2 protein-coding genes are annotated in these 17,936 nt (G+C 32.5%); both read left to right on the top strand.

The genetic code is table 11. The annotated features are described in order from the left end of the window. The first annotated feature begins 24 nt into the window (after positions 1-24). Entirely contained in the window at positions 25-10,797 is a 10,773-nt protein-coding gene (locus tag RTW14_RS16125) for a non-ribosomal peptide synthetase (protein WP_312653310.1), read from the top strand. A gap of 29 nt (positions 10,798-10,826) precedes the next feature. Then, positions 10,827-17,936 (top strand): non-ribosomal peptide synthetase (locus RTW14_RS16120; RefSeq protein ID WP_312653308.1); only part of this gene is annotated, 7,110 nt, incomplete at its 3' end.

Below are 17,936 nucleotides of genomic sequence, written 5' to 3'. Positions count from 1 at the left end.
AGAGTTTTTAGGAGGTATAAATCAGTGTTTAAAAGAAGCGATGTAAAGGATATATATAAGCTTACCCCAATGCAGCAGGGCATGCTGTTTCATACAATTATAGAAGCAGACCCTAATGCATATTTTCAGCAGGCAGAAATATGGTTGGAAGGGGATGTTGAGGTAACCCTGCTTGAAAAAAGCTTTGATTTAATGATAGAAAGATATGATGTTTTGAGAACAGTTTTTTTATTTGAAAATGTAAATGAGCCTATGCAGGTAGTATTAAAAAGCAGAAAGTGCGAAGTAAATACTAAAGACATTAGAGGAATGAGCGAGGACGACATAAAAAAATATGTGGCTAAATTCAGAGAAGCAGATAGCAAAAAAGGCTTTAATCTAACGAAGGATATTCTTATACGTCTTGCTGTTCTTAGAATTTCGGAGACAGGCTATAGACTTATCTGGAGCTATCATCATATTATAATGGACGGTTGGTGCCTAGGAATATTGTTGGGGGATTTTTTTAAGATTTATAAAGCTTTAAAAGATGGTAAAGAACCAAAATTACCGCGAGTATACCCATACAGCAACTTTATAAGGTGGTTGGAACGGCAAGATATTCAGGAAGCAGCAGACTACTGGAAGAGGTACCTAGAAGGATATGAACAGCCTACACCGATTCATAGGAACAAAGCTGTAGAAGAATATGAGGAATATGACTATAGGGAAGCAGAGACTTATCTAGATGAAGAACGCACAAAGGCTCTTGAGAGTCTTGCTGGAAAACTTAAAGTAACGGTTAACAGCATCATAAGAGTCGTGTGGGCTGTCATACTACAGCAATATAATAATACTGAGGATGTTGTTTTTGGTTCGGTGGTATCAGGACGCCCTCCAGAGATAGAAGGCATTGAAAAAATGGTAGGCTTATTTATAAATACAGTACCTATACGTGTTATAAAACAAAGCGATGAAAGTTTTGCAAAGTTTGTCACACGACTTCAAGCAGAAACTCAGAAAGCTGCTCGGTATGACTACTATGCACTTGCAGATATTCAAGCCCAGACTGTGGTTAAACAGAATCTATTAGACCATATACTTGTGTTTGAAAATTATCCTATTGAAAAGGAAGCAAAGGATCTTGTTGATGAGAATCTTCTAGGTTTTAAAATTTCCAATGTGAAGATGTATGATAGGACAAGCTATAACTTTAATATACTGGTTATACCAGGTAAGCGACTTAACATGCAGATTTCATATAACGGAAAACTGTATGCCAAGGACAGAATAGAAGCAATACTTGGACACATTTTGAATGTAACGGAAAAAATAATCGAAAATCCCAATATAAGCGTAGATGAAATAGAAATTCTTACAGAAGAAGAAAAGAGACAGATATTAGTAGAATTCAACAGTACGAAAGAAGAATATCCGAGAGAAAAAACAATACACGAATTATTTGAGGAGCAGGTAGAAAAAACACCGAAAAATGTAGCCGTAAAATACTATGATAAGTTTTGGACTTATAGAGAACTTAATAATAAGGCCAACCATGTAGCAATAAAGCTACGAGAGATGGGTGTATGTAGAGATAATGCCGTAGGCATAATGACAAAACGTTCTTCAGAAATGATTGCGGCAATGTTGGGGATTTTAAAAGCGGGAGGTGCTATTCTTCCGATTGATCCAGAATATCCAGTGGATAGAATAAAACATATTATTAAAGATGGAAAAGCACAGGTATTAATTTGCGAAAGAAAAGAAAATTTATTATTTAAAGGAAAACATTTTTATTTGGAGGATATTGATAATAGCTGTAGAGAAAATCAAAATCTTAATAATGTTAATAAGCCAGAAGATTTGCTTTATATCATTTATACATCTGGAAGTACTGGTAAACCAAAGGGTGTAATGATAGAACATAAAAATATGGTTAATTTAGTATATTTTGAATACAACAATTTAAATATTAATTTTGGAACAAAGGTAATGCAGTTTACAACATGCTGTTTTGATGTTTGTTATCAGGAAATATTCTCAACTTTATTAAGAGGGGGAGAACTAAATATTATAAATGATGAACAGAAAAAAAATCCATATAAGTTAATGTCATTTGTAGAGAAAACAGGAATTGAAGTATTATTCTTACCAACTTCATATGTTAAATACATGGCAAGTGAAAATGATATGATTGATAATTTACCTAATTGTGTAAAATGTTTAATAACAGCCGGTGAGCAATTGATAATAAATGATAAGTTAAAAAAAATCATTACAGAAAAGAATATTGATTTGCACAATCACTATGGACCATCAGAGACACATGTTGTAACAACTTTTTTTATTAATGCAGAAGCAGGAATACAAGAAATACCCCCAATAGGTAAGCCAATTAATAATACAAGAGTATACATTATGGGAAATAATAATAAATTAGTTCCCATAGGGGTGACTGGTGAGATGTATTTAGCAGGGGATTGTGTAGGACGAGGTTATGTAAATATGCCGGAGTTGACTGCAAAGAAGTTTATAAAAGATCCTTTTGTTTCTAATCAAAGAATGTATAAAACTGGTGATATGGGAAGATGGATGCCTGATGGTAATATAGAGTTTATAGGAAGAAGTGATCATCAGATAAAAATAAGGGGCTATAGGGTAGAATTGGGAGAAATAGAGAGTAGGCTTCTGGGGCATAAAGATGTAAAAGAAGTAGTCATTGTGATTAAGCGTGATGGCAGCGGAGATAAATATATAACAGCCTATTTTGTAGCCAATAGGCAGATGACAGTAGGAGAACTTAGAGGATACCTAAAAAGTAATTTACCTGAGTATATGATACCATCTTATTTTGTTCAGCTTGATGTAATGCCATTGACACCAAACGGTAAGATAGACAGAAAAGTACTACCGGAACCGAAAGGACTTATTGATACAGGAGTGGAATATAAAGCGCCTAGGAATGAATTGGAGCAAAAGCTGGTAGAACTATGGCAGGATATATTAAAGGTAGAAAGGATAGGAATTAACGATAATTTCTTTGAACTCGGAGGACATTCTTTAAAAGCTATTATACTTGTAGCTAGAATACAGAAGGAGCTGGAAGTAAAAATACCTCTTAAGGAGATATTTGCAAAATCTACTATTAAAAATTTAGCACAATTTATAGACAAAAGTGAACAGAATGACTATATATCAATAAAACAGGCAGAAAAAAAAGAATATTATCCTGTATCATCAGCCCAAAAGAGAATATATACTCTGCAGCAATTTGATATAAAAAATACTGCGTATAATATGCCCGTAGTAATTAATATAGAAGGAGAATTAGACTTAGAAAAGCTAGAATCTGTTTTTAAAAAATTACTTAACAGGCATGAATCACTGCGCACATCATTTAAAATGCAAGGAGAAGAACTAATACAAAAGATTAATAAGAATATAAACTTTGAAATTGAGTATGTAGAAGAAAAAGAAGAAGCAATAATATGTAAAAGAATAAGGACATTTGTAAGACCATTCGATTTAAGCGAAGCTCCTCTTTTTAGAGTGGGGCTTATTAAAGTACAGCCCAAAAAGCATATATTGATGTATGACATACACCATATAATATGTGATGGAGCTTCAATGAATATAATATTTCGTGAAATATCGACTCTATATGAAAAAAAAGAATTAAAAGATTTAAATATACAGTATAAGGATTATGCTGAATGGCAGAATAAATTGGTACATGAAGAATACTATAAAAACCAAGGAAAATACTGGTTGGATAGATTTAAAGGAGAAATTCCTGTACTTAATATGCCGACAGATTATCCGAGACAATTAATACAAAGCTTTGAAGGAAGTAGTTTAAGGTTTGAAATTAAAGAAGAATTAACTAAAGGTATAAGAAAACTGTCACAACAAACGGAAAGTACAATATATATGATACTGCTTGCAGCATATAACGTGTTTCTTTCAAAATACAGTGGGCAAGAAGACATAATAGTTGGCAGCCCGATAACAGGTAGATTTCATGCAGATTTGGAAAATATAATAGGAATGTTTGTAAATACTTTAGCTATGAGAAACAGACCGGAAGGTAAAAAAAGTTTTGCGAAGTTTTTGCAGGAGGTAAAGGAGGGATGCCTTCAAGCTTATGAAAATCAAAGCTATCAGTTTGATGAATTGGTTGAAAATCTTGAAATAAAACGTGATATAGCAAGAAATCCATTGTTTGATACACTATTTGTAATGCAGAATATTCAGAGCGAAGAAATTCTAGTGAAGGATGTAGTATTCAAACCATGGAACAGAGAAAATGAAACCGTAAAGTTTGACTTAAGTATAGATGTAATAGAATTACAAGATACAATAGCATTGAATATTGAATATTGCAGTAAACTTTTTAATAAAGAAACAGTAAATCGATTCTCTAAACATTACATAAATATACTTAGAGAAATTGTTGAAAATCCTAAAATAAGTATTGAGGCAATAGATATGCTTACAGAAGAAGAAAAAAGCCAGCTCTTGGTAGAATTCAATAATACTAAAGCAGAATATCCAAAGGACAAAACAATACATCAAATATTTGAAGAGCAGGTTGAAAAAACTCCTGAAAGAATAGCAGTAAAATATCGTGATAAGCATTTGACCTACACAGAACTTAACTGTAAAGCAAATAAATTAGCAAAAAAACTAAGAGTAAGAGGAATAAGGCCAGATACAATAGTAGCAATGCTGGTTGAAAGGTCTTTGGAAATGGTAATAGGTATATATGGGATACTAAAGGCAGGAGGAGCGTATCTGCCAATAGACCCCCATTATCCGTCAGAAAGAATACAGTACTTAATAGATGATAGTGAAACGCAGATCGTACTTACCCAGGAGCGGTTTACTGAAAAGGTAAACGGAGTAGAAGTAATTAATTTGGAAGATGAATCTTTGTATATGGAAGACGGTATAAATCTGGAAATAGTAAACAAACCTACAGATCTTGCCTATGTAATATATACGTCAGGTTCGACTGGTAAACCAAAGGGAGTGATGATAGAGCATTGCTCCGTAATAAATAAGATAAACTGGAGGCAAAAAAAATATCCAATAGGACAGGATGACGTAATATTGCAAAAAACCCCATATACTTTTGATGTATCTGTATGGGAGTTAATATGGTGGTCGTTTGCAGGAGCTACAGTGTCTATGTTGGAGCCTGGAGGCGAAAAGGCACCAAGTATAATAAAAAAGGCAATAGAAGAAAATATGGTAACTACAATGCATTTTGTGCCATCTATGCTTAATGCTTTTTTACAATATCTAAAAATTGTAGGTGATGCAAATGGGATGAGTAGTTTAAAACGAGTGTTTGCAAGTGGAGAAGCCTTAACAACCAGTCAGGTTAAACAGTTTAATAAGTTAATAAATAAGGAGACAGGAGCCCGGTTATATAATTTATATGGACCAACAGAAGCTACCATTGAGGTATCTTATTATGACTGCCCTGAAACAGAAGAAATAGGGATAATACCCTTAGGGAAACCAATAGACAACATAGAGATATATATACTGGACCAAAATAACAAACTTCAGCCTATAGGGATACCAGGAGAACTGCATATAGCAGGAGACGGATTAGCAAGAGGTTATTTGAATCGTTCAGAACTTACTGAAGAAAAATTTATACCAAACCCGATAAAACAAGGACAACGAATGTATAAAACAGGAGATTTGGCAAGATGGCAGCCTGATGGAAATATAGAATTTATGGGACGAATAGATTATCAGGTAAAAATTAGGGGGAATAGAATAGAGCTTGGAGAAATAGAAAGTAAGCTATTAGATCATGAAGAAATAAAAGATGCAGTGGTAATTGCAAGAGAAGAAAAAAACGGAGAAAAATATCTAACAGCATATTTTGTAGCGAATAGGCAATTGACAGTAGGTGAACTTAGACAATACTTAAATAATAATCTACCAGAATATATGGTACCGCAATATTTTGTACAGCTTGACAAAATGCCACTGACATCAAACGGTAAGATTGACAGAAAAGTAATGCCAGACCCAGAAGTCTTAGTTCATACAGGAGTAGAATATGAAGCACCAAGAAATAAAACAGAGGAAAAGTTAGCAGAAATATGGCAGGATATATTAAAGGTAAAGAGGATAGGAATCAATGATAATTTTTTTGAACTTGGTGGACATTCTCTAAAAGCAACAATAATTATGGCAAGGATAGAAAAAGAGCTAGAAGTAAAAGTGTCTATAAAGGAAATATTTACGTTACCTACGGTTAAAGAGCTTGCTGTACATATTAACAGATGTCAAAAGAGCCAGTATTATTCAATTAAGACTGCAAATAAAAGGGAATATTATCCTGTGTCGTCTATACAAAAACGATTATATACATTGCAGAATATTGACTTAGACGAAACAGCATATAATATGCCGCAAGTACTTGTGCTGGAAGGAAATATTGACAAAGAAATTATAGAAAATACGTTTAAGAAATTAGTATGTCACCATGAAATATTAAGGACATCTTTTAAATTTATTGAAGGAAAGATATTTCAAAAAGTCCATGATGCTGTTAACTTTAATGTTGAATATTATGAAGAAGATAAAAAAACAAGAATTGAATTCATTGTAAGGAATTTTATAAGACCTTTCAACTTAGAACAAGCTCCTTTGATACGGGGAGGTCTTATCAAAATAAATTCAAAAAAATACATACTAATGACAGATATTCACCATATCGTGTCAGATGGAACATCCATTGAAATTCTTATTCATGACTTCATCAGACTTTATGAAGGGAAAGAACTTAACGAGCTTAAGCTTCAGTATAAAGATTATGCAGTATGGCAGAGTGAGATCTTGAAAAAGGAACAGATGCAGGTTCAGGAGAAATACTGGCTAAATGAATTTGCTGGAGAAATCCCTGTTTTAAGTATGCCTCTTGATAAAGTAAGACCGTCAATAAAAGGAAGTGAAGGTGACAATTATCATTTTACCATTGAAGAAAATCTGTTGAAGGATTTAAAAGATTTTGCTTTAAGAAATCAAGTTACCATATTTATGGTTTTTTTAGAGGCATTCAGTTTAACGCTATCAAAATATAGTGGGCAAGAGGACATAATTATTGGTACAGTTACAGCAGGTAGAGAACATGCAGATATACAAAATCTGATGGGGGTATTTCTTAACAGTATTGCATTCAGATGCATGCCACAAAAAGAGAAAACAGCAGAACATTATTTGCAGGAAATAAAACAGACAGTGTTAAAGGGTTATGAAAACCAATCTTATCCAATTGAAGAAATTATAGATAAATTAAATTTGAATAGAGATTTAAGCAGAAATGCACTGTTTGATGTGATGCTGATATATCAGAATTATGAAAAACAGGAAAAAGTAGCTAAGTCAATGAATTTTAGCATTCATAGCTACGAATCTAAATATTATTCTGCGGATTATGATATGACCATGTATATTGAAGATATAAAGGACAGACTCCAAATTGACATATTGTATTATAGTGGCATATTTGAAAAAGCTTCTATAGAAAGATTTGCAGGTCACTTTAACAACATTTTAAAGGCACTAGTAAAAAAGCCTGATAGTAAGCTGAAAGATATTGACATAATGTCTAAAGAAGAAATGCAACGTGTATTAGTGGACTTCAATAAGACTTCCATAGAATATCCAAGAGATAAAAGTATAAAACAATTAATTGAAGAAATGGTCGAAAAAGTTCCAGACAAGACAGCAGTAATATTTGAAGATAACCAGTTAACTTATCAGCAACTTAATCAAAAATCAAATCAATTAGCAAGCATGTTAAGGGGAAAGGGTATTAAAAATAATTGTATTGTAGGAATAATGATGGATAGATCTGTTGAAATGATTATAGCAGTGCTGGCAGTGATAAAGAGCGGAGGAGCATATTTAACAATAGACACTGAATATCCTAATGATAGGATAGTATATATGCTTAAAGATAGCAATGTAAGAATATTGTTAACTGATCAGACCGAAGGTATCAGTCAGGAATATTTCAATATAAATGTTAAGGATGTATCGTTATACCAAGGAGATGACAGTAATTTAGATTGCATTAATAAACCTATGGATTTAGTATACATCGTGTATACATCAGGGACAACGGGTAAGCCAAAAGGTGTTATGGTGGAGCATAGAAACCTTCTGAATATGGTTTATGAATGGAAAAGGTCATATGGACTTGATGAGTTCGATGTGCGATTGTTGCAGATTGCGAGTATTTCTTTTGATTTGTTTACTGGAGACTTGATGAGGGTATTTACAAACGCAGGGACAATGGTAATCTGTCCCAAAGAAGTAAGGCTTGATTCGGCTGAACTTTACAATTTGATACAAAAGCATGGAGTAAATATACTTGAGTCTTCACCGGCCGTGATTATACCCATGATGGAATATATTTATGCTAATAAGCTGGATATCAGTAGTATGAAGATATTGATACTTGGAGGAGACAGTTACTCTGTAGAAGATTTCATCAAAATAAATGAAAGATTCTCAAATACAATGTGGATAATTAATAATTATGGAGTTACTGAAGGTACCATTGATTCCAGTTTTTACGAAATAAATAAAAGTATAGAAAATATGTCTAATGTACCAATCGGAAAGCCAATGCAAAATACAAAATTCTATATTTTAGATGAATGCAGGAAACCTAAAGCAATAGGACACTATGGGGAGCTTTATATTGGAGGTGAAGGAGTAGCTCGAGGATATCTAAACAAACCAGAACTCACTGTTGAGAAATTTATGGATGATCCATTTACAAAGAGTGGAACAATGTATAAAACGGGAGATATGGCAAGATGGTTACCAGACGGGAATGTGGAGTTTGTTGGCAGAATAGATAATCAAGTTAAGATTAGAGGTTACAGAATCGAATTGGGTGAGATAGAGAATTGCTTAAGAAGCTACAAAGAAGTAAAAGAGGTCGTGGTAACAGTAAAAGAAGATAAATGGGATAAGTTCCTTTGTGCATATCTGGTATCTGATAGTTTGTTAGACATAGGATTAATAAGAAAAAAATTAACGCGTATGCTACCTAATTATATGATACCGTCGTATTTTACACAGATAGATAAAATTCCTTACACTCTAAATGGAAAAATTGATAGAGCCGTATTACCAGCCCCTGAAGGCGTAATTGATACAGGAATAGAATATGAAGCACCAAGAAGTGATGTAGAACAAAAGCTGGTAGAGATATGGGAAGATATCTTAAAAGTAGAGAAAATTGGGGTAAACGATAATTTCTTTGAACTCGGAGGACATTCTTTAAAAGCGACAACACTTGTAGCTAGGGTGCAAAAGGAGCTAGAAGTAAAAGTACCTCTTAAGGAGATATTTGAAAAACCTACAATTAGGGGCTTGGCAGAATATATAGATTGCAGTGAAAAAAACAGGTACGACCAAATAAAACAGGTGGAAGAAAAAGACTATTATCCGGTATCTTCAGCACAAAAGAGAATGTATGTTTTACAGCAATTTAATTTGGAAAGCATAGCCTACAATATATCAGACATAATAGAGCTAGAAGGAAATCTGGATATTATTAGATTAGAAGAATGCTTTAAAAAGCTTATTATCAGACATGAAACATTAAGAACATCTTTTGAGATTATAAATGGTGAAATTGTTCAGAAGATACATAGGTATGTAAATTTTAAAATTGAGTATTCGGAAGAAATTGAGAAAGAAAAAATAATTAAATTTGTAAGACCATTTGATTTAAGTAAAGCACCACTTTTAAGAGTAGGGCTTATTAAAATACATCCTAAAAAATATATTTTGATGTATGACATACATCATATTATATCTGATGGAACTTCGATGGGGATTATTAATAAGGAGATTTCAGCGATTTATCAAGATAAAAGATTAGAGAAATTAGAAATACAGTATAAGGATTATGCAGAATGGCAAAATAAATTAATACAAGGAGAACTTTATAAAAAACAAGAAAAATACTGGTTGGAACAATTCAAAGGAGAAATACCTGTACTTAATCTGCCTACTGACTATGATAGGAAAACTATTCAGGACACTGAGGGGGAAAGTTTAAAAATGGAATTTGGCAAGAAATTGTCGGAGATGCTTGAAAAAATGGCAAAAGAGACAGGAACAACTCTTTATATGGTTCTTCTTGCAGCATACTACATTCTTTTACATAAGTTCAGCGGACAGGTTGATATTGTAGTTGGAAGTCCTATAGCAGGAAGACCGCATGCAGATTTGGAAAAAATAATAGGAATGTTTGTAAACACTTTAGCTATGCGAAATAAACCGGAAGGCAAAAAAACATTTAAAGAGTTGTTATTGGAAGTAAGGAAAGGATGCCTTGAAGCCTATGAAAATCAAAACTACCAGTTTGAAGAACTGGTAGAAAAACTTAAAGTAAAACGTGATATAGGAAGAAATCCATTGTTTGATACCTTGTTTGCAGTGCAAAATATGGAGAATGAAGCAACTACGATAAATGATATAATATTTAAACCATTTAAAGTACAAATCAATACTAAAGTGAAGATTGATATTGCATTTATAATATTAGAAGGAAGTGAATCATTAAAACTGTATATTGAGTATATGTCAACTCTTTTTAATAGAGAAACTATTGAGATTCTAGGAGAAAAATATTTAATTATATTAAAGAATATAGTTACTAATCCTAATGTTTATATTAAAGATATAATTCTATCTGAAAAATTTATAGTATCGGATTCAAATATTTTGAAAGATGACGAGGGTGATTTTAATTTCGATAAATAATTCTCAATGTGAAAGGTGGTACAATATTAATGATAAATGTAGATAAAGAAAAAATAATTATTGCAAATCAGTTGGTCAAAGAAAAGGCATATTGGTTGGAAAAGCTATCTGGAAAACTGGAATACAGTAGTTTTCCAAGGGATTTATATAAAAAAGAAAATACATATAAGCAGAAAATGTTAGAATTCGACATACCAAAGTATGCCTCACAAAAACTCATAAGTATCTCAGGAAATTCAGATTATAGGCTGCACATGCTTCTTATTGCAGCAATGGTTATTCTGGTAGGAAAATATACAGGTAACAGTGATATTATACTGGGGAGTGTAATATATAAAGAGGACAATGAACGACAATTAGCCAATAAAATTTTACCAATTAGATGCAAACTGTCTATGGGAATCTCTTTTAAGGAACTGTTACTTCTGGTAAGACAAATTATAAATGAATGTGTAGATAATCGAAATTATCCTTTTGAAAAGCTAATATTAGATATAAATGTACCTGAAAATAAGAACGCTTTTCCTTTATTTGATGTGATGGTTTTGCTGGAGAATATACAGGATACAACATATATAGAAGCTGTTAAGACCAATATAAAATATATCTTTAAAAGAAAACAAGAGCAAGTAAAACTGTGCCTCAGTTATAATGATAATCTATATTCGCTAAATTTAATTAAAAAAATAACTGCAAATTTAATAAATTTATTAATATTAGTAGTAGATAATATTAATATAAAAATAGCTGAGATAGAGATGGTTACAGAAGAAGAAAAGAGGCAGATGCTTGAAGAATTTAATAAAACAAATCTAGAATATCTAAGATATAAAACAATACAACAATTACTGGAGGAACAAGCATTCAAAACTCCGGAAAAGGAAGCTGTAATTTATGAAGGAACAAAACTAACATATAGGCAACTTAATGAAAATTCAAATTGTTTGGCAAGAATACTAAGAACAAAAGGTGCAAAACAGGAAGATGTAATTGCAATTATGGCAAAACCCTCATTGGAAATAATAATTGGAGTAATAGGAGTTATAAAATCAGGAGCAGCGTATGTGCCAATAGATCCTGATTACCCTAAAGATAGAATTAGATATATGCTTGAAGATTGTGGAGCAAGGTTTCTTTTAACACAGAAGAATTTAAAGAATATAGTAGATAAATATGAAATAGATATTATTGAATTGGATGAAGAAGAAAACTACAGCCTAAAGAGTAGCAATATTGAAATTATTAATGAGCCAAATGATTTAGCATATATAATTTATACTTCAGGGTCTACAGGTAAGCCTAAAGGAACAGAGATAGAACACAAATCACTTTTAAACCTAAGTCTCTGGTTTAAAGACTATTACGAAATAGATGAAAGTACTATAAGTACAAAATATGCAAGCATCGGATTTGATGCGTCTATAATGGAAATATTTCCGTTTCTTATAGGTGGAGCTACTTTGCATATTATTTCTGAAGATATAAGAATGGATATAAAAAAGTTAAATGAATACTATAAAGATAACGGAGTAAATATAAGTTTTCTTCCAACCCAATTATGCGAGCAGTTTATGGAGGAAGAGAACAACAGTTTAAAGAAGTTACTGACCGGAGGGGACAAACTTAACAGTTATAAGAAAAAGTCGTATAAACTAATAAATAATTATGGACCTACAGAGAATACAGTAGTAGCTACCTGCTATGAGGTAAAGCACTGGAAACACAATATACCAATAGGTAAACCTATAACAAATACGAGAATATATATACTTGACAAGAATCAAAAAATACAGCCTATTGGAGTGGCCGGGGAATTGTATATAAGTGGAGTCGGACTTGCAAGAGGTTACCTCAATTGCCCAGAGCTTACACTAGAGAAATTTGTGCAAAACCCCTTTATAGAAGGAGAACGGATGTACCGGACAGGAGATATGGCAAGATGGCTTCCTGACGGCAATATAGAATTTTTAGGAAGGATAGGCAATCAAGTAAAGATAAGGGGGTATAGAATAGAGCTAGGGGAAATTGAGAACCAGCTATTAGAATACACGGCAATAAAAGAAGCGGTTGTTATAGTTAAGAGTGATGACAGAGAGGATAAGTATCTAACTGCATATTTTGTAGCAGATAAGCGACTTATAATAGGTGATTTAAGGGAATATTTAAAAACAAATTTACCCGAGTATATGATACCATCCTACTTTATTCATCTTGATGCAATGCCTTTAACAGCAAATGGTAAGATAGACAGAAAAGCACTGCCAGAACCAGAAAGACTGAATAATACAGGAGTAGAATATGAATCTCCTAGGAATGAAGTGGAGCAAAAACTGGAAGAGCTGTGGCGGGATATATTAAAGATTGAGAAGATTGGAATCAACGATGATTTCTTTGAACTTGGAGGACATTCTATAAGAGCAACAATACTTGCTGCTAGGATACGCAAGGAGATGAATGTGGATGTTTCGATTAAGGAAGTTTTTATATTTCCTACAATAAAAGGGATGGCAAAATATATATTAAGCAGTGAAAAGAGAATCTATAATGCTATTGAACCTTTAGATGAGAAGCCGTATTATATCGTATCTTCAATCCAGAAAAGAATATATATACTGCAGGAGATGGATGAAAAAAGTACAATATATAATATGCCAGAAATACTCTTAATAGAGGGAAAACTTGATAAAACAAGGGTGCAAGTTACATTTAAGAAGTTAGTTCAAAGGCATGAGGCATTAAGAACCTCATTTGAAATTATTGGAGACGAAATAGTACAGAAAGTTCATCAAGAGATTAAATTCAAGATTGATTATTATAAAGTGCAAAAGGAGCAAACCGAAGAAACCGAAGAAATAATAAGAAACTTCATAAAGTACTTTGACTTGAGTATAGCACCACTTTTTAGGATAGGTATAATTGAACTTTCGGAGGAAACACATGTATTAATGATGGATATGCACCACATTATATCTGATGGAACATCTAGAGAAATATTTATAAAAGATTTTGCCTCATTATATGATGGAGAAGAACTTAAGGAACTGAAAATACAATATAAGGATTTTGCCGAATGGCAAAGAAGTGAATTAAAAAAAGATAAAATGAAAAAACAAGAAGAATACTGGTTAAAAGTATTTGAAGGAGAGTTACCAGTACTTAATATACCATCTGATTATCCACGGCCAGCAGTAAAAAGCAATGAGGGAAGTCACTATGGATTTATAATAGATGAACTATTATATAGACATATCAAAGAATTTGCAAGAAAAAATGAGTTAACCATATTTATGGTACTTTTAGCATCCCTTAGCATAACCTTGGCAAAATACAGCAGGCAGGATGACATTACTATAGGATCAGTAATGGCAGGTAGGGATAATGCGGATATAGAAGATGTAATAGGAGTTTTCTTAAATAATATAGCCTTTAGATGTAGGCCGAACGGGGATAAGAAAGTAATAGAATATTTGACAGAAATAAAAGAGTGTGTATTAGAGGGTTATGAGAACCAATCTTATCCGATAGAAGAAACTATAGAGAAATTAAAACTAAACCGTGATTTAAGTAGGAATGCTCTTTTTGACATTATGCTTATTTATCAAAACTACCAAAAATATGAACAAAAAATAGCAACTTCTGATTGGGATATTAAGCCATATAAATCGGAGCACAATGTATCTGACTATGATATGACGTTTTATGTAGATGAGGCAGGAGATAAATTGGATGTTTACTTGCAATTCTATACAAGAATATATAATTCAAAGACAATACAAAGATTTGCAGAGCATTGGATTAATACAATAAGGCAGATGATGTCAGAAAGCGAAAAGGAACTAAGAAAAATTAAAATAGCAGCAGAAAATGAAAAAAATTTGATTTTAGGACAACTAGTCGGAAACATTGGTCAATATCCAAAAGAAAAGACACTACAGCAATTATTTGAAGAACAGGAAGAATTAACGCCGAAGAATATAGCATTAGTGTATAAAAATCAACAGGTAACTTATGAAGAATTAAACAGGAAATCAAATCAGTTGGCAGAAAATCTTAGAAAACAGGGAGTAAATCCAGATAGTATAGTTGGAGTAATGGCAGAAAAATCCATTGATATGATGGTAGGAATTTTGGCAGTATTAAAAGCAGGAGGAGCATATTTACCGATAGATCCGCTTTATCCAAAAGAGAGAATAAAGTACATGCTGGAAGATAGCGGAGCTGAAATACTGCTAGTGCAAGGAAAACTTAAAGAAACAGTTGACTTTAAAGGACAGACTTTGTGCTTGGAAGATGAGAGTTTATATGATGGTAATGGAAATAACCTTTTATCAATTAATGATAGTAGTAATTTAGCATATGTAATATATACATCTGGAACAACAGGACAGCCAAAAGGAATAATGACGGAGCACAGAAACGTAATTGCATATATAACGGAATTTAACAGGAAATTTGGAATAAGTGCTAAAGATACTACATTGCAGCAAGCATCAATAACATTTGATGGATTTGTTGAAGAAACATATACTGTATTAACAAAAGGAGGAAAAGTAGTAATACCAGATCAGGAGCAGGTAAAAGAAGCAGAAGAATTAAAAGAGCTTATAGACAGATATCAAGTAACTATATTAAGTTGTTCCCCATTAATTTTGAATCAGCTTAATAGCCTAGAACCTATGAAATCAGTACATACATATTTAAGTAGCAGTGATGTATTAAAGAAAGAGTACTATAGCAATATCATAAAATATGCAAAAGTATACAATATGTATGGACCGACAGAAACAACAGTATGTACAACTTGTTATCACTGCACAGGAGCGGAAGAAAATGTTTCAATAGGAAAGCCTATTGCTAATTATAGTGTCTATATACTGGATGAAGGTAAGAATATACTGCCAATTGGAGTGCCGGGAGAAATATATATATCAGGGGAAGGAGTATCAAGAGGATATATAAATAAGCTTGAATTAGCTAAAGAGAAATTTATAGATAATCCGTTTATAGAAGGAAAGCGGATGTATAGAACCGGAGATTTGGGAAGATGGCTGCCTGACGGGAATATTGAATTTATGGGAAGAAGTGACCATCAGGTGAAGATAAGAGGCTATAGAATAGAACTGGGAGAAATAGAAAGCAGGCTTTTAGGTAATAAAGATGTAAAAGATGCTGTTATTATAGTTAAGAGTGATGACATTGGGGACAAGCATCTGACCGCATATTTTATAGCAGATAAGCAACTGACGATAGGAGAACTTAGAGAATATCTTAAAAATGATTTGCCAGAGTATATGATACCATCATATTTTGTACAGCTTGATAAGATGCCATTGACACCAAATGGCAAGATAGATAAAAAAGCATTACCTGAACCAAAGAAATTGATAAATACAGGAGCCGCATATGAAGCACCAAGAAATGAGACAGAACAAAAGCTAGTAGAGCTATGGCAGGATATCTTAAAGGTGGAGAGAATAGGGATTAATGATAATTTCTTTGAGCTTGGAGGGCATTCACTAAAAGCAACTATACTTGCAGCAAGAATACAACAAGAACTGGAAGTAAAAGTTTCTATTAAAGAAATATTTAAGTTAGTTACTGTAAAGGAATTTGCTGAGTATATTGTTAGCTGTCAAAAGAGCCGATATTATGAAATCAAGCCTGCAGAGAAAATGGAATACTACCCTGTATCTTCTGTACAAAAAAGGTTGTATACCCTGCAGAATATAGAATTAGGAGGTACAGCATATAACTTGCCTCAGGTGCTTGTGCTGGAAGGAAATATTGATAAAGAAAAGATAGAAAAGGCCTTCAGGGAATTAGTATTTCGGCATGAAATATTAAGGACATCCTTTGACTTTATTGAAGGAGAGATACTGCAGAAAATTAATGAAGATATTGATTTTAGTATTGAATACTATGAAGAAGATAAAGATGAAAGAATAGAATTTATAGTAAGAAGCTTTATCAGACCTTTTGATTTAAGTGAAGCACCTTTAATTAGGGTGGGTTTAATAAAAATAGCTAACTCAAAATACATACTAATGACAGATATGCACCATATTGTATCTGATGGAACATCGATTCAGATACTGATTGATGATTTTATCAGACTTTATGAAGGAAAAGAGCTTAATGAGCTTAAGCTTCAGTATAAGGATTATGCAGTATGGCAAAATGACATTCTTAAAAAGGATGAAATGCAGAAGCAGGAAAGCTACTGGTTAAATGAATTCGCAGGAGAGATACCAGTATTAAATATGCCTGCTGATAAAGCAAGACCATTACTAAAAAGTAGTGGAGGAGGCAATTATAGCTTTGCTATTGATGAAAGGATATCTGCAAATCTAAAGAATTTTGCTTTAGAAAATAAGGCTACAATATTTATGGCTCTTTTAGAAGCATATAGTTTAACTTTATCAAAATACAGTAACCAGGAAGACATAATTATTGGTACAGTTACAGCAGGAAGAGAGCATGCAGATATACAAAGTCTTATAGGAGTATTTTTAAACAGCATTGCATTTAGATGCATACCTAATAAAGGAAAAACAGTAGCAGATTATTTACAGGAAATAAAAGAAACCGTATTAAAAGGATACGAAAATCAATCATATCCATTTGAAGAAATAATAAACAAATTAAATCTGAACAGGGATTTAAGCAGAAATGCACTCTTTGATGTAATGCTGATATATCAGAATTTTGAAAAACAAAACGAATCAGCAGAATCAATGGATTTCAGTATTGACAACTATGAATCTGACTATTATTCAGCGGACTATGATATGACAATGTATGTTGATGAAATTGGGGACAGGCTGGAAATTAATGTATTGTATTACAGTGAAATATTTGAAAAAGCATCTATAGAGAGATTTGCAGGACATTTTACTAATGTTTTAGATCAATTAATAAAGAACCCACAAAAGAAGCTGCAAGATATAAACATGCTGCAAGAAGAAGAAAGAGAGCTTGTATTAAAAGAATTCAATAATACTGCTATGGAATATCCAAGAGAAAAAAGTATAAAAGAGTTAATAGAAGAAACAGTAGAAAAAGTGCCAGAAAAAACAGCTGTAGTATTTAAAGAGGAGAAGCTAACTTATCAGCAGCTAAATGAAAAATCAAATCAATTA

Origin of the sequence: Aminipila sp. (assembly GCF_032051575.1) — a bacterium.
In the GTDB taxonomy this organism is placed as follows: domain Bacteria; phylum Bacillota; class Clostridia; order Peptostreptococcales; family Anaerovoracaceae; genus Aminipila.
Note: the sequence above shows the minus strand (reverse complement) of the source record. Positions and strands in the feature narration are given on the sequence as shown.